Below are 18,163 nucleotides of genomic sequence, written 5' to 3'. Positions count from 1 at the left end.
ATGCCGTATCTGCGTTTATTTATTTTGTCATTAATTCTACAAATGGTCTGCTTTATGCTATTGATAAAAGGCGAACACGCAACCTTGTTAAATATGATTGGTTTTTCCACAGTATTCACCATTGTTTGGTATTTAATAGACAGATTGTTTCCTTCCAGAAACCATGCAACAAATTAGGTAGTTGATTGAATAGAAGAAGCATTAACCTAGAGGGAGGACTGCCTTTTTCTATCATACGAAAGCAAGAAACATTTTACAGACATGAAAAAGACTTCAGGCATCCCCCATCAGGAGTTTGCCTAAAGTCCATATACAGTATGCCTGGCACACTGTATAGATTCATTGATTCTTAGTCAAATTAATGGCTTTCCTAATATCCTTCAATGAAGTTGAATTACTGTACATTAAGACGCCGCCCTTATAGACTTTGGCTCCAACATAGGCTAAGAGCCCGATTGTCACAAGCATAAGAATGATGCCAATGGCAATCTCTAGCGGGGCAATATCGAGCATCCCGATACGAAGGAACATGATCATCGGCGTAAAGAATGGGATATAGGATGTGATTGTAATAAAGTTTGCCTCAGGATTAGACAGCCCGTTCATCGCAATGAGGAATCCAAATATAACGAGCATGGTCATCGGCAGAAGCATTTGCTGCAAGTCCTCAAGCTTACTGACCAAAGACCCTAAGCAGGCTGCCATCGTCGCATACAGCAAATAGCCTAGCAAGGTGAATACGACGGCATAAATGACCGTTTTGGTCTCTATATTGTTGAAATTGAATAATTCAAAGACATCCCCAACCCCTGAATTATTCATCAGAGCCAAATAACCAACGACGACAAAGATAATAAGCTGGGTTAAGGTCAATAGGGCAATCCCTGTTATCTTAGCAAACATTTGCTTGATTGGCGAAACACTGGAGATTAGAATTTCCATAACTCTTGACGATTTCTCAATGGCTACCTCATTGGCAATCATGCCGGCATAGACAAGGACACTAAAGTAAATGGCAAATATCATAATATAAACAAGCCCTCTTGCCTGACTTAATTCAGCCTCAGACTTTGCATCCTCATTCAATGCTTCCACTTCAAATGAAACCGGCGTATAAATGGCCGCTAATTGTTCATCCGTTATATTAGCCTTCTCGGTCATAATGACTGTTTGCACTTGCTGAAGGGCATTTTGAAGCTCTGTGCTTTCTGTAGAATCAGCAATAGATGCCGCTTTATAGATTCCTGCAGGCAATCCGGCTTGGTCTTCAAGAAGCAAGTAGCCGCTGATATCCCCCTCGTCCTCTGCCTTTTTTGCATTTGACTCAGAATCAAATTCCTCAAGGGCCAATTCACTGCCGCTTGCCTTTAATTGCTCCTGGAGGGCAGCAAAGTAATCCCCTGATAGCGCAACGACACCAATTTTCTCCTCCTCATCCCCGAATAACCCGATGATACGGTCAAGATTGGCAAAGGCCGCCATAAACAGCAAAATAACCGCCGTAGAGATAATGAAGGATTTGCTTTTTACTTTCTGTATGTACGTATGCATGGCAACAATCCAGAACTTACTCATATCGTGCACCTACCTTTTCGATGAAGATATCCTGCAAGGAAGGCTCTTCAAGCTCAAATTTACGAATGAATCCGTGTTTAACCGTATCCTCTAAAATCAGCCTTGCATCCTCTTCTTTAGAGATTTGCAAATGGACACCTTCAGTTACTTCCTTCATCTTTACGACACCTGGATACTCTTTCAAAAAGCTCAAGTCATAATCAGCATGTATGACAACATTCTTCTTGCCGAATGAGCGCTTAATCTCCTTCAGCTTCCCTTTCACGATGGCCTCGCCATGCTGCAGGATACAAAGATTCTCACACAGCTCCTCAACATGCTCCATCCGGTGGCTTGAGAAGACAATCGTTGTTCCTTCTTTCCGTAAATCATGAACAGCATTCTTCAGCAGCTCCACATTAACAGGATCAAGGCCGCTGAATGGTTCATCAAGAATCAACAACTCAGGTTTATGGATGACTGATGCAATAAACTGGATTTTCTGCTGATTACCTTTTGATAGGTCCCCGACCTTCTTATCCCAATATTCCGGTACATTGAAGCGTTCAAGCCATGCCTTCGCTTCTTTCTCGGCATCCGCTTTGTCCATGCCTCGCAATCTTGCCAGGTAAACGAGCTGCTCGCCAGTTTTTAATTTTGGGTAAAGTCCCCTCTCTTCAGGTAAGTAACCGACTTGCGCACTGTTCGTGTAGCCAATAGGTTTTCCATCCCAGGTGATTTCTCCTGCAGTCGGTTCAATGAGGCCGAGAATCATCCTGAAAGTCGTTGTCTTTCCCGCTCCATTTGCCCCAAGCATGCCAAAAATACTTCCCTTTTCTATCTCAAGAGATAGTTGTTTCACAGCCGTAAAACGGCCGAACTGCTTAGTAATTTCCTGAATCTTTAGTGTCAATGATCTGCCCCCTCCTATCATTCTTCCGGTCTTATATTTACATTAGACCTAATATATATTCTTTAAGTGTACTGGATTTTGCTATCAAAATGTTCAAAACTTTACATTTTTTATCTATTTATGGGAGAATATTATTGGAGAATCTGTTATTTACTAGGAGGGGACTTATGAGTATTTATAAACTGACTGTGTTTGAGCCAAACGGAGAGAAGGTTATGGATGAATCGATTGAAGCTGCTAATGATGATGCCGCAAAAGAAATCGGTTCAAAGCTTCTTGAAGAAAAAGGCTTTGAAGAAATGACTCATCGATTGACATCCCCAGTTGGAAAACTAATTTTATTCCACCGCTAATGAAAAGACCTATCTGCGAGTTCAATGCTTGCAGATAGGTCTTTTCAGTTATTATTTCCCCTTGAATACGGGCTTTCTTTTCTCAACAAAGGCCTTAATACCTTCTTGGTGATCCTCCGTCTGTCTCATGACAAACTGTGAGCCTTTTTCAAGCTCCAGGATTTTCAGTAATTGCGGACGTTTCGTCTCAGCCAGAATCTTCTTCGTACGAATCATTGCCTGCATCGGCTTTTGCTTCCACTCCGCTACCTTTTCGTTCACAGCCGCATCCAAACCGCCTTCTGCCACAATGTCAATAAGCCCCATCTCACACGCACGCGGTGTCTTCAAGACTTCGCCATCCCATATTAATTTCATCGTATTTAATTCACCTAAGCGGCGTTCGAGGAAGAAATGCCCTCCTCCATCCGGAATTAGTCCAATACCAATGAAATTCATTGCAAGCTTGCTGTCCTTATCAGCAATGATACAGTCTGTCGCAAGAGCGAGGCTTAGGCCGAGCCCTGCAGCCGCTCCATGGACTGCCGCTATTGTGAGCTTTGGCATTGTGTATAAGCACATGGCAAGCTCATTAATACTATCCATAATTGCATAGAAGTCCTTCTCTGTTCCTAAATTAAACATGGACTTAATGTCACCGCCTGAGCAAAAAGCTCCTCCATTTCCTTTTAGAATAATGATGGAGATTTCATCATCAAGGCTGAGCGTTTTAAGCTCCTTATTTAATTCTTGCACCATCTCTTTATTAAGAGCATTTAATACCTCCGGGCGATTCAATGATACGATGGCAACAGATCCGTCCTTTTGCACGTTTACACTCTTAACGACAGAGGCAGATTCCACTTTGCAACGACTCCTTCCAAATAATGAATGTACATTCATTATAAAGGTTTATGTAAGCGTTTTAATACTAAAATGTGTAATTTTCCTGAAATTTTCAAACAGCCGTCAGATTTGTTTAATTCACGCACTGGTATAAAACCATCATTTAAGAAGCTTCTATAAAAAACAGCCTCCCCTGTCCAATTGAACAAGTGAGGCTGGTTCATGAGTTACTAACTGAAAAGCGTTTCCTCTAGAATATCAATTTTCTTTCTCGTGTAATGCTCATAGCCGTCATTATAGGATTTCGGATCCTTAGGATTGGCAAAATGCGTAATTTTCCCGGTCGTTGGATGAACGAATTTACTTGCTGCGCCGCAGCCAAGCCCAAGGATGGTTTGCTGCTCCTCCATGATGAGGATATTGTAAAGGCTATCCATCCCTTTTTTTGCATAGCCGACATTTTCAAGATTGCCGAGGATGTTCTTTTGTCGATAGAGGTAGTATGGATGATAGCCATGCGATTCAGTCCAGCTTTGTGCCTCCTGCATCATTTTCTCCACCTCATCTCGTCCAGCCACTTTATAGCGGGTCCTATTCCTGGTCATCTCGGATGCTCTTTTGAAAGAAAGTGTGTGAACAGTCAATGATTCAGGCATTAACTTCTCCGTTTCATCAAGACTATGCTTAAATTCTGGGACTCCTTCTCCAGGCAGGCCGATAATGAGGTCCATATTAATATTGTCCATCCCGCATTCTTTTGCGAGCAAGTACTTATCAATCGTCTCCTCGACCGTATGATGGCGTCCGATAGCCTTTAAAGTTTCCTGTGTGTACGACTGTGGATTGATGCTGATTCGATCAATATTCCACTTCTTCATTACTTCAATCTTTTCCTCTGTGATTGTATCAGGACGGCCTGCTTCCACCGTAATTTCCCGGACATTCTCCACATCTGGGAAGGATTGATACAGTTCCTCATAGAGCATGTCCATCTCTTGTGCACTGATACTTGTTGGTGTCCCGCCGCCGAAATAAATGGTCGTTATTTTCACGTTCTTCTCCTTCAGCCATTGCCCCATCTCTCTCATTTCATGATGAAGCCCGCCAAGGAAGGATTCAACATTTCCCTGTCTTCCATTGATTGCATAAGCCGGGAATGTACAATAAGCACATTTTGTCGGGCAGTATGGGATTCCGATATAGATGCTGATTTCTTTCTTTAAATCATATAAATCTGGAATAGCTTCAAGCTGATGATTCACTATTTGCTCCAGTAAATCAAGCTTTTCCTCTGAGATAGAGTATTGTTCCTTCAGTCGTTTTTTCGCTTCAGCAGGCTCCACACCTTGCTTTCGATATTGATGCCACAGCTTCGTTGGTCTTACTCCGGTCAGCAAGCCCCATTTCTGCACAATACCCGTATATTCCTCGAGCACCTTCAAGAAAACATATAAATAAGCATTCTTTATTTGTTTAAAAAGCGCCTTTTCGTCCAGCTGCTCGTTCAGTTCTGTTTCATAGGATGCTTCGTAGAGTTTGCCGTCAGTCTTTGCTTCCAGTACAGCGGCAAGTGTCATCTTGGCAGATGAGCTTGACTGCTTTTCGATGGCAATAATCAAGTCTGCCCCTTCCGCCTTGTCCGTTGATAAGACAGATTCCTCAAAGAATAAATCTGCTATAAGAGATAAAGGCCGGACTAACCGTTCATCTTCAATACCTTTAACATATATATGCATGCTAATCCCCTTTTTCATGATTCAATCCTTCTCAGTTTACTAAGCCTGCCTTTGTTGGTCAATTGTCAAAGGAGAGTTTATGCTTGTTAGATTTCCCATTTCTAGACGATAACATAACGACTCCTATCAAACAACACGAGCCAGACGGATATATCCGTCTGGCTTTATGGGCAATCATCGCATTATTTATCGACTTTTATATTCATTTTTCTCAAAAATCCAATTGGATGCTGCCTTCTAAATACTTCCTTAATTAAATAGGCTACACCTAATTCATCGTTACTTCGGGTTAGCCATTTGGCTCCCCGCTTCACTGTATCAGAAGCATTGGCAACCGCTACCCCTAGACCAGCATGGCGGACAAGCTCTGCCTCATCGGCATCACATCCGATGATCACCATTTCATCTAAGGCAATGCTTCTGCTCTTCGATAAATATCTGACAGCTGTATTTTTGGCGACAGATTTCGGGATGAGTGTTAATTTCCCGGGAAAACTCTCCTGTATTTCAACATTATCAAACATTGCCATCAGGCCCGCTCGAGTATCCTTGCGCTCCTTTTCATCGTGAATATACGCATCAATCTGTAACGGGGAGAGCGGTGTCTTTAATAAGTAATCATAGAGGGAATCCACAAACTGCTGGGCGTATATCCCCGCATCTCCAGGAGTCCATTTAATTCTGGCAAAGAGTGAGCTTGGAAGGTCCTCCCTATTGCCAATCGTGACATCCTCATGAATGAGCCGGATATGACTGGATATATTTTCTAAGAATCGAATGATATCAACAGTCGTTTCCTCCGGAATCCGCTTCACAAAAATGGGCCTCTGTAAATCTTCCAGGATAAAGCCGCCTTGATGAGCAATGATATGGGGATTACATTTAAGTGCCTTTCCTGTTCTAAAGGCATAATCATAATTATTCGATGTAATAAGAGCCACCTCTACACCTTTATTGGCGACATATTCAAGGGACTCCTTCGTTACCGGATTTAGTTTCCCTTTCGAGGATAAGAGCGCACCATCCATGTTTATCATTAACAGTTTGTATACCATGATGTTCTTGCCACCTTTCATGATGCCCATATAATTCTCTATGCTTAAAAAAGGAAATATAGAACACCAAGAAAACATCTGAAATAAAAAAACCGATTCGACCCAATGGTCAAATCGGTTTAGTTCTCAGCCTTGAGTACCGTAAAGTTCTTCAAGCGGTTTTGTAATGATGCGGTTTACATCTCCAAGAACGACACTCATGCGCTGCTCTGCATCCATTAACTTAGAAATCAAATCATGCTGTTGTACAAGGGCAACAGTTTTCTGTGCCTGCAGCACTTCTTCATCCGTAATTTCTTGTCCTGTCATTTGTTTCTCTTGAAGCTTAACCTGAATATCACGGAAATTATGGAACATCGTTCTGGCATTCTCATCTGCCATAACCGCTTCGTATTGTTTCTTCAACTCGGCATATTCCGCACTTTCGCGAATGCCTTTCTCTACTGTGTAAGCAAGATCATATACATTTACTGACATGGGAAACCTCCTGTTTGCTAAACGCTTTTTCAGTCTTCATAACTATACCATTATCTGAGTGCCAATACACCCTATGGCAATCAAAATTCTGTTCATTAATTCATAAATATTATAAAGACACCCTGGAATGCTCCAATGAGTCCGCCAAGCAATGCGCCAAGATACGTAATCATCTTCAACTCGCTTCTTGTGATGGATAAGACCATCTCCTCTAAGCGCGTCACCGGGAATGAGGCCACTTGCTCACGGACAATCTCTTCCAGCTTGAATTTCTCCATGATAACTGGAACTTGATTGATGATTCGTTCTGATACTGTTTCAATTAATTCTGGGAGGATGCGTCCCTTTATAGTCTCACTCCACTCTCCTGTCACCTTAGATAAAGGCATGGCAGATAAATCAAGCTGGCGATATGCATAGAAGATGCCCTGATGGATGAGCTTCTTCTGCTCCTCAAGGGAATAATATTGTTCAGCCTCTGATACCTTCATCGTCTTTACCTTATCCCATTCATTCCTAAGGATTTGTGTGAGTGTTTCCTTTGTCCCAGGATTGGCAAGGAATTTGATAATTTCAGGCTGCAGCTTTTCTCCTAAATTAACATTGCCTAAAAGCATTTGCATAAATCCGCCGAACTTTCCTCGTTCTCCCATAAAGTCATCTGCCATTTTCTGAAGCCTTGCTTTCCCTTCAATGCTTGAAAAGAAGGCAATACCTTTGTCGAGAATATACTGGGAAACATCAGGCAGCTTTTCCTCCACTTTTTCTCCAAACGTATCTGGCAAAAAAGAGATGATTGGCTTCTCTTGATTGGATTGGTACCATCCCTCCACCCAATTGGAGGATCGATCTGCCACTCGATGAACAAGCATATCAGGCAGATCATCGATGCCTAATTTGCGGAAGGCTTCCTCTATTTTCATTTCCGAAAAGACCGTTCTATCGAGCATATTTTCAGCAATACGTTTTGCCTCTACTTTTACAGAAGACGTTAGTAATTTCCGTTTGACACTTTCAGGGGTAATCAAGTGCTGGACAACCATTTTCCCCATTTGTACGGCCAGCTCATCACGTCTCTTAGGAATCAAGCCTGGTGTAAAAGGCAGGCGTCTTCCAAAAAGATAGATGGGTTCATATGGATGAAACAGCATCTTAATCGCTAGAGCATTTGTTATTCCGCCGATTACTGCCCCAACAATCACCACTGTCGTGATGGTCACAAAGTAATTCATGTTTTTTGCTCCTTCTTCTATTAAAGCTAATAAAGAATAGTTTAGACTCTAATAGCTGTTAATTGCAATATATTCGGGGGTCTTTTTCAACTATTTGTGACCCGTGATAAGCGCCTAATCGCAATAAATTGTTTTATAATAAAACTATGCTGTCACCGATTCCGTCTGGCAATAAAGAAACGGATGACATTCGATATCCCTAGACATGCCTTTTTAAGAAAATAAAGACATCATCTTATATCGGTAATTACTTGATTATTTATGTTTTTCCAACCTATCAAACTTATAAGGAGCGTTCTTCCATGATCAACCATTTCACTTTCCAATCACTCTATCAGACAGAGAAAATACCAGGATGGTCTTTTTCGTTTTATTACGAAAGAAAACGATATACAGGCATCTACCATAAAGATGGCTCCATAGACTGGACAAATGGGCAGCCAGCTGAAAGCTCCCGCAAAGAGCTTGAATCAAGACTTCATGAATTGATGCTTTACCATGTATATGACAACCAATAGCATGTATTACCCCGATATGGAGGCCAATCGATATGTACACTGACCTACGAAAACTATTCCCAGACTTAATACAGGCATCCTACCCTTTAAAGGATTCATCCTGCCATTGGTACGTGGATAAACAGCATGGGTATATTGGTATCCCAAAGGAATCCATGAACGTCGATCAAAAAAGAATTCTTGATGTGTTCTTAGAACCGTTTACCTTGAATGCCGACCAGCTAAACATGACAGCCGCACAAAAAATCTGGCATGACCTATTATACATGGGTAACCAAGGTCGAATTGAGGAAGCAGGTACAGGTTCTTATCGATTTATCCACTTCTATTTAGCCAGCAATGATACGAGCCGAGTTGATTTCAGCTCTGCTATCTATGCCCTATTCCCTGATGCCGTATTGTGCTGGAAAGACCGTTACAGCGGCGTTGTCATCGAACAATCTACAGCTAGTACAATGACGAACCAGGATTTTGGTGCCATTATTGACACACTTGAAAGCGATTTATATGCTCATCTGCGCCTATTCATCGGCAATTATTATCCGGTTAATGGCAGAATGCTTGCGAGTTTCCAAGCGGAGGAAGCCTGCTTCAATGTCCTGTCTCTCACACATCCTAAAATGCGGGTAACCAGCTTTTCCCAAGCTTTTATCGATCTGATTCTAACCGGTCAGAACCAAAGGCTTTGCCAGACACTTGCCCGGAATATGCTCGGGACACTTGATACCGATACAGATTTGCTAGAAACCATCAAGGTTTATATTGAATCAAATGCAAACGCTACAGTTGCTGCAAAAAAGCTTTTCCTGCACCGCAACAGCTTAAATTACCGGCTCGATAAATTTCATGAAATCACGAGTCTTGATGTCAGACAATTCGAAGATAGCTTAAGTGCCTATTTAGCCATACGTCTCCTTGAAGGCTTGAATAAGGAGTAAGCAAACAGCCCATGAACTTCTTCGTTTCTTTGTGCACAATGACCATATATTTTTGCCCAGCAGACTAGTAATATATGTATTGAAAAGGGTTACATCATTATACATACGGTCAAGGAGGCTATTAGTATGGCAGAATTAAGACTCGAGCATATTTACAAGATTTATGATAATAAAGTAACAGCGGTAACAGATTTTGATTTACATATCAAGGATAAGGAGTTTATCGTATTCGTCGGTCCATCCGGCTGCGGTAAATCCACCACCCTTCGTATGATTGCCGGACTTGAGGAAATTTCTAAGGGCGATTTCTATATCGACGACAAACGCGTGAACGATGTACCGCCTAAAGACCGTGATATCGCCATGGTATTCCAAAACTACGCTCTCTATCCACATATGTCCGTATATGACAATATGGCGTTCGGATTAAAGCTTCGTAAATTCGATAAAGCTGAAATTGACCGTCGTGTAAAGGATGCTGCCCGCATTCTCGGACTTGAAGAATATTTAAACAGAAAACCAAAAGCACTATCAGGCGGTCAGCGCCAGCGTGTTGCCCTTGGCCGTGCAATTGTTCGTGACGCAAAGGTCTTCCTAATGGACGAGCCTTTATCCAATCTTGATGCGAAACTCCGTGTTCAAATGCGTGCTGAAATCTCTAAATTGCACCAACGTTTGGATACAACAACCATCTATGTAACGCATGACCAAACAGAGGCAATGACAATGGCCACTCGTCTTGTCGTCATGAAAGATGGCTTCATCCAACAAGTCGGCGCACCAAAAGAAGTATACGAAAACCCGGAGAACGTCTTCGTCGGCGGATTTATCGGATCCCCAGCGATGAACTTCCTTACTGGAACCATTAAAGAAGACGGCTTCTTCGTAACTGGCAGTTCTCGAATTGCCATTCCGGAAGGAAAACTAAGCTATCTTCGTGCACAAGGCTATATCAATAAAGATATTATTCTCGGCATCCGTCCTGAAGATATTCATGATGAGCCTGTTTTCATTGACGCTTCTCCAGCAACCAGCATTAAATGCCAAATTGAAGTTGCAGAATTAATGGGAGCTGAAACAATGCTTTATACTTCTATTGAAGGCCAATCAATCGTAGCACGGATTGATTCCCGCTCTGATATTAAACCAATGGATACATTACAGCTTGGTTTGGATATGAATAAAGCTCATTTCTTTGATAAAGAAACAGAAGTAAGAATTCGCCCATAATGGATATGAAGGCTGACCAAGATCTTTTTGGCCAGCTTTTTTATTCTGCTATGGACTTATTATTGGATTTGAAACCCTCCCCCCTATCCGTGCACCACAAGCATGAATAGGGGGTTTCTTTGATGATTCTAAATTTCCTCAATAGCCGCTCTCATATCCCATCCACATTCCTTGCAGGAGAAAAGGTGATAGCATAAGTCATTTTCAGTCGACTGTGCGTCTCCGTCATTCATCTTTTGAGTGGCAATATCCAGATAGGCACTGTAATCATCATCATAATCCATGACTCTTCCCATATCGGAAAGCAAGGCGCCGCAGGACCCGCAAGCTTCCATCATCGTACATAATCCGTTACATAAAGGGCATTCCATTGTTACCCGCTCCTTTATTTGAAAGTTGATGATTCCCTTATAGAATGCCCATTATAAATCTAATCCTCTCCTCTATTCTCCGTAATTCCATATATCCCATTATTTCTCTCTTTCGGTTTTGCATGAAATCACTTCGATGAATCTATACTAGTTAGTACAATCAAGCATTCAACATTGGGTCAAGCCATATAAGGGGCAAACAGGGGTGACACACGTTATCCTCTGTTATCAAGCCGGTTCAATTCCGGCTGACCCAACCAAACCATATTATTTTTAAGGAGGATATTTATCATGGCACAAAATAGTTCAGGCAATTCCTCTAATCAATTGCTTACTCCAGGAGCAGCTCAAGCAATTGACCAAATGAAATATGAAATCTCCAGCGAATTTGGAGTGAACCTGGGAGCAGATACAACTTCCCGCGCGAATGGTTCTGTAGGCGGAGAAATCACAAAACGCCTTGTCCGCATGGGTGAACAGCAAATCAGCGGTCAAAAATAATTAACAACTGAATATTTATGGCTAAAAACCCCCTTCCGAATGATTCGGAAGGGGGTTCTGAATGTTTCTTAAAGAGGTTATGTATGCCTCTTAACCTTTTTGTTTGACCATATCGCTTGGATTAACCCATTGGTCGAACTCTTCTTCTGTTAAATACTCAAGTTTTAAAGCTGCTTCCTTCAATGTGCTATTATCCTTAAAGGCAAGCTTGGCAATAGCAGCTGCCTTTTCATAACCGATATGCGGATTCAAGGCTGTCACAAGCATAAGTGAAGATTCAACGTTCTTTGCAATGCTTTCTACATTCGCTTCAAGACCAACCAAACAGTTCACACGGAAGGATTCCAGTGAATCAGCCATTAATCTGGAGGATTGAAGGAAGTTATAGGCAATCACAGGTTTGAATACATTCAGTTCAAAATTCCCTTGGCTCGCTGCAAATCCAATTGCCGCATCGTTGCCGAATACTTGTACAGCAACCATTGTCAATGCCTCACTTTGGGTTGGATTGACCTTACCAGGCATGATAGAGCTCCCTGGTTCATTTGCCGGGATCGTGATTTCCCCGATGCCGCTTCGCGGACCGCTCGCCAGCCAGCGAATATCATTCGCAATTTTCATGGCATCCATTGCAAGTGCCTTGATAGCACCATGGGCATATACGATTTCATCGTGGCTTGTCAGCGCATGGAATTTATTTGGTGAAGAGGTGAACCCATAGCCTGTTTGCTCAGCAAGATAAGCAGCTGTTCTTTCTCCAAAATCTACATGAGCATTGATACCTGTTCCTACTGCCGTACCGCCGATTGCTAAGGAAAGAAGCTTAATGGCACTTTCCTCAATCATTTGCTCAGAACGTTCAATCATATATCTCCAGCCGCTTATTTCCTGGCCAAGTGTTAATGGTGTCGCATCTTGAAGATGCGTTCTGCCAATCTTCACAATGTCTTTGAATTCCTCTTCCTTTTCTAGAAGGACTTTCTTGAATTCAGCTACCTCAGGAAGCACTCTCTCTTGAATGATGGAATAGGCAGCAACATGCAAGGCCGTTGGATAGGTGTCATTGGAGCTTTGTGACATATTGACGTCATCATTCGGATGCAAGACTTCCTCAATATCCTGAGAGCGGAGCCATTCATTGCCTTTGAAGGCGACCACTTCATTTACATTCATATTACTTTGCGTACCGCTTCCAGTCTGCCAAACCTTTAATGGGAAATGCTCGTCTAATTGACCAGCAATAATGTCATCACATACTTTGGAGATGGCATTCTTCTTGTTCTCCGAAAGATTGCCGAGCTCATAATTTGTGTGAGCAGCTGCCTTCTTTAATTGTGCGAAGGAACGAACAATCTCAAGGGGCATGATTTCCTCACCAATTTTGAAATTATTGCGGCTTCTTTCTGTTTGTGCACCCCAGAAACTACTTGCCGGGACTTTCACTTCCCCCATGGTGTCTTTCTCAATCCGATATTCCACGTTAAAATCCTCCTATCACCCTTAAAAATCTTTCTAGTAAAAACATACTCTCTCTGGAAGCAAATGGTCAAATGATAGCGCTTAAAATTCAAAAAATACAAATAATATTATAGAAGAGCCTTAGCTAATTTGGCAATATTCAAATGAAAAAGAGTATTTTTACAACTTTATAGTTTTATTACAAAACTATTTCATTCCACACGAACCAGTTTTTACCTCGTTTTTATCGGGTACATATGATTAAACACAAAAATAAAAGAAAAAGGAAAGGTGAAAGAAATGAAACAGATAGAAAGCGTTTCTTCTATACTTCCAATTAATGATCCCATTACATTAAAACAATTGATGTGCATCGCAGATTATGCAAAATCCTACAGCGGCTCCATCAAAATTGTCCGCGGACGACAAGTTATTAATATGACTAATATCCCTGCATTAACTGCATTCTTCCTGACTTTACGAAAAGGCTCTAAGGTAAGCATTCATGTTGATGGACCAGACGTTCAATCAGCCATTAACCGAATTAAAGAAGTATGTATATCAGGGAAAACGAATTATATAGAGTTTTCAAAGGCATCCTTTATTTAATCAATCTAATTAGCACAAGAAAACGGTTGGGTCATTCCATCCATCCGTTTTCTTGTGCTAATTTGCTGTTATGCTTCATTCCCCAGTAACGGTTCCTTGATGGAAATATAGCTGCCACCTCGCCTCTATCCGCTTCCAAATGGAGCTTCTTAACGTATGACGGTTTGTTGTCTTATTCCTAAGGAGGTAAGTCGTTAAGACAACATCAGGAGCCAGCTGCCGGTATTCAAATTGCTCAAGGGACAGATCATCCTGAGAAAGCTCCCTGCTCAAGCAATCTTCTTTATCGAACATTTTCCCCGAACTGCCAATTTCTCTATATTCCTCGGCCAGAATCCAGTCCATTTCTTCTTTAGAGCGGCGAATTTCTGGTTTTAGATGACTTTCTTCTAACTCCTTTATATGCAGAATACGCAGTGAATCCATTTCAGTTCCCTCCTATAAAAACTTCTATCAACATATATTCGCCAATATAGAATGAGCTACCTCTTTTTCTTCTTCACAAAAATAATGGATAGGCGAAACCAGCCTGAAGATAGAGAAAAGAGGCATTTTAAAATGCCTCTTATTTTTCTTTCCCTATCAATGGCCTCTCCATCTCTCAATCCATTCCGTAAAGCTGTCATTGATTTTTTTCTTTTGCTCTTCCCACAGCTCCCTTAAGGACTTCTTCTCAACCTCTTCTTCGAGCTCATAAACAGATGGAACGTCAAATTTTTCATTCTCGACATTTGGCAATGCAGCGCTCATGATTTTTTGGAAGATGACAGTCGAACCCTTTGTGCTGTCACGAACTAAATATTGTTCTGAGGTTGTTTTGTCATAGCCTGACCAAACAGCTCCCACCAGATTAGGGGAGTAGCCAACAAACCATTGGTCCTTAATCGCATTTTCAGCAGCCGCTCCTACTACTTGGGTGGAGCCTGTTTTACCTGCTATATCCCAACCATCGACCTTGGCGTACCGGCCGGTCCCTTCTTCATGATCGACTACTCCCTTGAGCATAGTCGTCATATTCTTAGCGACTTTTTCAGTCGTCACCTTTGTTTCCTTCTCTTCAAACGAAGCAACCGTTTCTCCGCTTTTATTAACAATCTTCTTAATCAGGTGAGCCTCATGCATAATACCGCCATTAGCTAGAGCCGAGTAGGCTTGAGCCATATCAAGCGGTGATACGGCAACTCCGCCTCCTCCAAGCGCAAGTCCAAGCTCGCGGTTTCCATCCCCTAGATTGATGCCAAATCGTTCAACAGCATCCATCCCGTTTTGAATTCCTATTTCGTTCAGAAGCCATACAGCCGGTACATTCTTCGACTTATAGACAGCCTCAAACATAGGAACCTTCCCCTCATATTGATTATTACTGTTTTTCGGGGAATAACCGCCGGCGAATTCGGTCTTCTCATCAGGGAGTATATCCTTTATTCCATAGCCCTCCTCTAGGGCAGGCGTATATACAGCAAGCGGCTTCATGGTTGACCCTGGCTGTGCTTTCAACTGAGTCGCCCGATTATAGCCGAGAAAGATATGATCAGAGCGGCCGCCAACCAAGGCTCTAACCCCTCCATCATTCGGATCCACAAGAACGGCTGCACTTTCTGGCTCTTCATCTGGATTGGAGCCCTTTGTGAAAAGGTTCTCCTCTTCATAAACCTTTTCTACCGTCTCCTGCATATTCGGGTCTAGCTCAGTGTATATCTTATATCCGCCCGTCAGGATGTCGTCCTGCTCAAGTCCATATTTATGGACGGCTTCATAAATAACCTGGTCCACATAATATGGATATTTCCCTTTGAGCGGATCGCTCAGCTCTTTCAACTGAATATCATCATTAAGTGCTTCTTCATAGCCTGTCTTATCAATCTTTCCAAACGTCTTCATTTGCACAAGGACAACCTGCTGTCTCTTCTTGGCTGAATCAAAATTCTTATATGGGTCAAGGGCAGATGGTGAATGAATCAATCCAGCCAGCATAGCTGCTTCTGCGACCGTCATATCCTCGACATTTTTGCCGAAATAGACTCGGCTGGCATTTTGAATTCCCCATGCACCGTGTCCAAAATAGATTTGGTTCAAATACATTTCAAGAATCTCGTCTTTCGTGTATTGATGCTCTATTTGACTGGCAATAACGACTTCCTTGATTTTTCTTTCATATGTCTTCTCCGGTGTGAGAATGGTGTTTTTGGCTAGCTGCTGCGTAATGGTGCTTCCGCCTTGAACAACGCCTCCGGCGGTGAGATTTTCGAATGCAGCTCTGATAATGCCTTTCACATCAATTCCACTATGCTCATAGAAACGATGATCCTCTATCGAAAGAACTGCATTAATGACATGTTCCGGTATTTCCTCTATCGCAACACCCTCCATTTTATTGGCGGTGATCTTACTCGCCTCTTCGTTTGCTTCATCATAAATAATCGTTGGTTTCATCAGTTCTGTATCCAGTTTGGACAAATCGACTTCCTCATGCAGGATATACGTCAGATACAGTAAACCAATTAATGTGAATGAGGATATACCCAGCAGGAGAATATGAAATAACTTGGAATGGTCGATGATATTTCCAAGCTTATGCAGTATTTTTTTTATTTGAGACATACTTCCTCCTTGCAGTTAGGGTGTAAATTTTCTATCTTTCTACCCCAATTCTACAATTTATACACAAAAATAAAAACAACTGGTATCCAGTTGTTTCAGTGAGCTTCTATTATTATGTCCGTTATTCTCTATTTATTCCGCCTGCTCATTCGGGCATTGTTCAGTCGAATCCACATCCTGATGAAGGGATTCCATGTACATGTAAACAATCTGCTTAAGCTTATCATCCGCTCCGAGTATGTCTAGATGGGTTAAACATTTCCGAATAATCGGGTGCACTTCCGATGGCATCCTATTATTAGTTGACATCCCCATCACCTCTTTCTTTCCATTATAAACCATACCGTTCTGCTATTCCATTGGCCTTTTGTCATATTAATTCAAAAAACACGTATTTTTTATTTTTACACGAATATGGAAGGGCTATTTCGTCAAAAAATGTCTCTTAAAAAATGTTTTTGAAATGAACATTTAGGATAAAGGATAAAGGACTAAGTATAGGAATCAATAGAAGGGAATGATCGCCATGTTTAATCATGTTCTCGTTGCATTTGATGGCTCCGATTCAAGCAGGAAAGCCTTATCTATGGGTATGAGCTTATGCAAGGACAAGGAAAAATCATTATTATCTATCATCTATGTCTATAATAAAACCGAAGATTCGCAGAACTATCCAGTAGGCGCTGTCGGCGCTGCCCCCCTCTCTGGTGCAGCCCCTTTATATGTAGACCATACACAAGGTCAGCCAATAGACATGCCTGACCAAGATATCAACAGCCCTTATGAAGCAGATTCGCGCCTAGAGGAGATTGAAGGTTATGTCAGAGGTATCGTCAATGATTCCATAATCAATTCTCATTTCGTCGTTTTGGAAGGTTCGACAGATGATGCCATCTTGCAATATGCTGAGAAAGAAAGTGCAAACCTTATCATTGTCGGAAATAGCAGCAGTTCTAAGTTAAGGAGCTTCTTCCTTGGCAGCGTGTCGGAAAAAATCATCAAAAATGCCAACTGCCCTGTCTTGGTGGCGAAATAATCGCAGAAACCTGCCAGCCTACATGCCTGGCAGGTTTCTTTTCATAAGCATGGTCCCTTAAACGACAAAAAATCCTCAGCTAAAGATAACTGGGATTCCATTTGTCGGTAAAGAAAACCACTTAGGTGTTGATGCTTATCCTACTCGATTGACCAGCTCCTTAAACTTCTGCTGGGATACATCCTCATCCAATGAACTGAAAATACGATAACGGTCATCATCCAAAATTCGATAATGCTGACTGATCATGTTTTGCTGGAGTGTATATCCCTTTTCAGAGATGATATCATTCCACCACATTTTCCCGCCAAGCATCTTTTCTTTTCGGTAATCTATCTGTTCTCTCGACACAGTTTCTATGACTTCAAGCGGATCCCCGCCAAATAGCGTCTGTACAGTCAAGGTTTCACGGAAAAGCGATACAACAGCAACGACGGTTGTCCAGCTTGCTTCGTTCCTTTCCTTCTCTATCTGCACAAGGGTCTTTTTTGAAATTCCAATAATCTCTGCCATCTTATCTTGTGTATAATCAACCTCAACACGGATTAATCTCATGCGTTCTGATATTAAACGAATTATCTCATCCTTCGTCATGCCATCCCTCTTCTCTTTTAATGTTATGGTACCAAACTATGTTTATGGAATATTTTACAATAACTGAACCACTAAGACTATTATAATAGAAATAAATGGAAATTTGATATTAATTTGTATATATTTACTAATTTTTTTATTCCCTTGAATCCGAAAAAAAAA

The 18,163-nt window shown here is 41.7% G+C and carries 20 protein-coding genes; 7 read left to right on the top strand and 13 right to left on the bottom strand.

What is annotated here, in order from left to right:
• Positions 1-339 precede the first annotated feature (339 nt).
• Positions 340-1,575, bottom strand: a complete 1,236-nt coding sequence (locus tag ACI35L_RS11935) for an ABC transporter permease (protein ID WP_439802964.1) — start codon at positions 1,573-1,575, stop codon at positions 340-342.
• Positions 1,568-2,467, bottom strand: coding sequence for an ABC transporter ATP-binding protein (locus tag ACI35L_RS11930; protein ID WP_439802963.1), 900 nt, complete (start codon positions 2,465-2,467; stop codon positions 1,568-1,570). The genes ACI35L_RS11935 and ACI35L_RS11930 overlap by 8 nt, the downstream gene beginning before the upstream one ends.
• A gap of 167 nt (positions 2,468-2,634) precedes the next feature.
• On the opposite strand from ACI35L_RS11930, the gene ACI35L_RS11925 reads away from it, so the two are divergent.
• Positions 2,635-2,820, top strand: coding sequence for a YhzD family protein (locus tag ACI35L_RS11925; protein ID WP_049671918.1), 186 nt, complete (start codon positions 2,635-2,637; stop codon positions 2,818-2,820).
• A 51-nt stretch (positions 2,821-2,871) separates the two neighbouring features.
• Here ACI35L_RS11925 and ACI35L_RS11920 read toward each other — a convergent pair whose 3' ends face one another.
• From ACI35L_RS11920 to ACI35L_RS11900, 5 genes are all read right to left on the bottom strand, one after another.
• Positions 2,872-3,663 carry an enoyl-CoA hydratase gene (locus ACI35L_RS11920; RefSeq protein WP_439802962.1) on the bottom strand — a complete coding sequence of 264 codons (792 nt, stop codon included), beginning with the start codon at positions 3,661-3,663 and terminating at the stop codon, positions 2,872-2,874.
• Between the two features lie 212 nt (positions 3,664-3,875).
• A complete protein-coding gene (locus ACI35L_RS11915) occupies positions 3,876-5,381 on the bottom strand; it encodes a coproporphyrinogen III oxidase (RefSeq protein WP_439803013.1) in 1,506 nt (501 codons plus the stop codon).
• A gap of 182 nt (positions 5,382-5,563) precedes the next feature.
• The gene (locus ACI35L_RS11910; protein WP_439802961.1) at positions 5,564-6,436 is read right to left on the bottom strand and encodes an HAD hydrolase family protein; all 873 of its coding nucleotides are present in this window, start codon (positions 6,434-6,436) and stop codon (positions 5,564-5,566) included.
• A 126-nt stretch (positions 6,437-6,562) separates the two neighbouring features.
• Entirely contained in the window at positions 6,563-6,913 is a 351-nt protein-coding gene (locus ACI35L_RS11905; protein ID WP_439802960.1) for a YlbF family regulator, read from the bottom strand.
• 95 nt (positions 6,914-7,008) lie between these two features.
• Positions 7,009-8,145, bottom strand: a complete 1,137-nt coding sequence (locus tag ACI35L_RS11900; RefSeq protein WP_439802959.1) for a DUF445 domain-containing protein — start codon at positions 8,143-8,145, stop codon at positions 7,009-7,011.
• A 302-nt stretch (positions 8,146-8,447) separates the two neighbouring features.
• Here ACI35L_RS11900 and ACI35L_RS11895 point away from each other — a divergent pair, with 302 nt between their 5' ends.
• From ACI35L_RS11895 to ACI35L_RS11885, 3 genes are all read left to right on the top strand, one after another.
• Positions 8,448-8,663 (top strand): YheE family protein, encoded by a 216-nt coding sequence (locus ACI35L_RS11895; RefSeq protein WP_439802958.1) that lies wholly within the window; start codon positions 8,448-8,450, stop codon positions 8,661-8,663.
• A gap of 32 nt (positions 8,664-8,695) precedes the next feature.
• On the top strand, positions 8,696-9,601 hold the full coding sequence (locus ACI35L_RS11890) for a PucR family transcriptional regulator (RefSeq protein WP_439802957.1): 906 nt from the start codon (positions 8,696-8,698) through the stop codon (positions 9,599-9,601).
• Positions 9,602-9,727: 126 nt separating this feature from the next.
• Positions 9,728-10,831: an ABC transporter ATP-binding protein gene (locus ACI35L_RS11885; protein WP_049671925.1), complete on the top strand. Its 1,104-nt coding sequence runs from the start codon at positions 9,728-9,730 to the stop codon at positions 10,829-10,831.
• A 128-nt stretch (positions 10,832-10,959) separates the two neighbouring features.
• Here the strand turns inward: ACI35L_RS11885 and ACI35L_RS11880 are convergent, their stop codons facing one another.
• Positions 10,960-11,202, bottom strand: a complete 243-nt coding sequence (locus tag ACI35L_RS11880; RefSeq protein WP_049671926.1) for a hypothetical protein — start codon at positions 11,200-11,202, stop codon at positions 10,960-10,962.
• Between the two features lie 291 nt (positions 11,203-11,493).
• Between ACI35L_RS11880 and ACI35L_RS11875 the strand changes: the two genes are divergently transcribed.
• Positions 11,494-11,703, top strand: coding sequence for a small, acid-soluble spore protein, alpha/beta type (locus ACI35L_RS11875; RefSeq protein ID WP_439802956.1), 210 nt, complete (start codon positions 11,494-11,496; stop codon positions 11,701-11,703).
• Positions 11,704-11,793: 90 nt separating this feature from the next.
• Here ACI35L_RS11875 and fumC read toward each other — a convergent pair whose 3' ends face one another.
• Positions 11,794-13,182: a class II fumarate hydratase gene (gene fumC, locus ACI35L_RS11870; protein WP_439802955.1), complete on the bottom strand. Its 1,389-nt coding sequence runs from the start codon at positions 13,180-13,182 to the stop codon at positions 11,794-11,796.
• A 279-nt stretch (positions 13,183-13,461) separates the two neighbouring features.
• On the opposite strand from fumC, the gene ACI35L_RS11865 reads away from it, so the two are divergent.
• A complete protein-coding gene (locus tag ACI35L_RS11865; RefSeq protein WP_049671929.1) occupies positions 13,462-13,770 on the top strand; it encodes an HPr family phosphocarrier protein in 309 nt (102 codons plus the stop codon).
• Between the two features lie 75 nt (positions 13,771-13,845).
• Here ACI35L_RS11865 and ACI35L_RS11860 read toward each other — a convergent pair whose 3' ends face one another.
• The 3 genes from ACI35L_RS11860 to ACI35L_RS11850 all read right to left on the bottom strand — a co-directional run bounded on the left by ACI35L_RS11860 (position 13,846) and on the right by ACI35L_RS11850 (position 16,680).
• Entirely contained in the window at positions 13,846-14,196 is a 351-nt protein-coding gene (locus ACI35L_RS11860; RefSeq protein ID WP_439802954.1) for a DUF4440 domain-containing protein, read from the bottom strand.
• A 156-nt stretch (positions 14,197-14,352) separates the two neighbouring features.
• A complete protein-coding gene (locus ACI35L_RS11855; RefSeq protein WP_439802953.1) occupies positions 14,353-16,371 on the bottom strand; it encodes a transglycosylase domain-containing protein in 2,019 nt (672 codons plus the stop codon).
• A 132-nt stretch (positions 16,372-16,503) separates the two neighbouring features.
• On the bottom strand, positions 16,504-16,680 hold the full coding sequence (locus ACI35L_RS11850) for a hypothetical protein (protein ID WP_156185647.1): 177 nt from the start codon (positions 16,678-16,680) through the stop codon (positions 16,504-16,506).
• Positions 16,681-16,897: 217 nt separating this feature from the next.
• On the opposite strand from ACI35L_RS11850, the gene ACI35L_RS11845 reads away from it, so the two are divergent.
• Positions 16,898-17,407, top strand: a complete 510-nt coding sequence (locus tag ACI35L_RS11845; RefSeq protein WP_439802952.1) for a universal stress protein — start codon at positions 16,898-16,900, stop codon at positions 17,405-17,407.
• A 135-nt stretch (positions 17,408-17,542) separates the two neighbouring features.
• Here ACI35L_RS11845 and ACI35L_RS11840 read toward each other — a convergent pair whose 3' ends face one another.
• Positions 17,543-18,001, bottom strand: coding sequence for a helix-turn-helix domain-containing protein (locus ACI35L_RS11840; protein ID WP_049671932.1), 459 nt, complete (start codon positions 17,999-18,001; stop codon positions 17,543-17,545).
• Positions 18,002-18,163 lie beyond the last annotated feature (162 nt).

This window comes from Pradoshia sp., from assembly GCF_051873915.1.
In the GTDB taxonomy this organism is placed as follows: Bacteria; Bacillota; Bacilli; order Bacillales; family Pradoshiaceae; genus Pradoshia.
Note: the sequence above shows the minus strand (reverse complement) of the source record. Positions and strands in the feature narration are given on the sequence as shown.

Coding starts and splice junctions, on each gene's coding strand:
- ACI35L_RS11935 (WP_439802964.1), bottom strand. CDS start 1,575: ATGAGTAAGTTCTGGATTGTTGCCATGCATACGTACATACAGAAAGTA.
- ACI35L_RS11925 (WP_049671918.1), top strand. CDS start 2,635: ATGAGTATTTATAAACTGACTGTGTTTGAGCCAAACGGAGAGAAGGTT.
- ACI35L_RS11915 (WP_439803013.1), bottom strand. CDS start 5,381: ATGCATATATATGTTAAAGGTATTGAAGATGAACGGTTAGTCCGGCCT.
- ACI35L_RS11910 (WP_439802961.1), bottom strand. CDS start 6,436: ATGGTATACAAACTGTTAATGATAAACATGGATGGTGCGCTCTTATCC.
- ACI35L_RS11905 (WP_439802960.1), bottom strand. CDS start 6,913: ATGTCAGTAAATGTATATGATCTTGCTTACACAGTAGAGAAAGGCATT.
- ACI35L_RS11900 (WP_439802959.1), bottom strand. CDS start 8,145: ATGAATTACTTTGTGACCATCACGACAGTGGTGATTGTTGGGGCAGTA.
- ACI35L_RS11895 (WP_439802958.1), top strand. CDS start 8,448: ATGATCAACCATTTCACTTTCCAATCACTCTATCAGACAGAGAAAATA.
- ACI35L_RS11890 (WP_439802957.1), top strand. CDS start 8,696: ATGTACACTGACCTACGAAAACTATTCCCAGACTTAATACAGGCATCC.
- ACI35L_RS11885 (WP_049671925.1), top strand. CDS start 9,728: ATGGCAGAATTAAGACTCGAGCATATTTACAAGATTTATGATAATAAA.
- ACI35L_RS11880 (WP_049671926.1), bottom strand. CDS start 11,202: ATGGAATGCCCTTTATGTAACGGATTATGTACGATGATGGAAGCTTGC.
- ACI35L_RS11875 (WP_439802956.1), top strand. CDS start 11,494: ATGGCACAAAATAGTTCAGGCAATTCCTCTAATCAATTGCTTACTCCA.
- ACI35L_RS11865 (WP_049671929.1), top strand. CDS start 13,462: ATGAAACAGATAGAAAGCGTTTCTTCTATACTTCCAATTAATGATCCC.
- ACI35L_RS11860 (WP_439802954.1), bottom strand. CDS start 14,196: ATGGATTCACTGCGTATTCTGCATATAAAGGAGTTAGAAGAAAGTCAT.
- ACI35L_RS11855 (WP_439802953.1), bottom strand. CDS start 16,371: ATGTCTCAAATAAAAAAAATACTGCATAAGCTTGGAAATATCATCGAC.
- ACI35L_RS11850 (WP_156185647.1), bottom strand. CDS start 16,680: ATGTCAACTAATAATAGGATGCCATCGGAAGTGCACCCGATTATTCGG.
- ACI35L_RS11845 (WP_439802952.1), top strand. CDS start 16,898: ATGTTTAATCATGTTCTCGTTGCATTTGATGGCTCCGATTCAAGCAGG.
- ACI35L_RS11840 (WP_049671932.1), bottom strand. CDS start 18,001: ATGACGAAGGATGAGATAATTCGTTTAATATCAGAACGCATGAGATTA.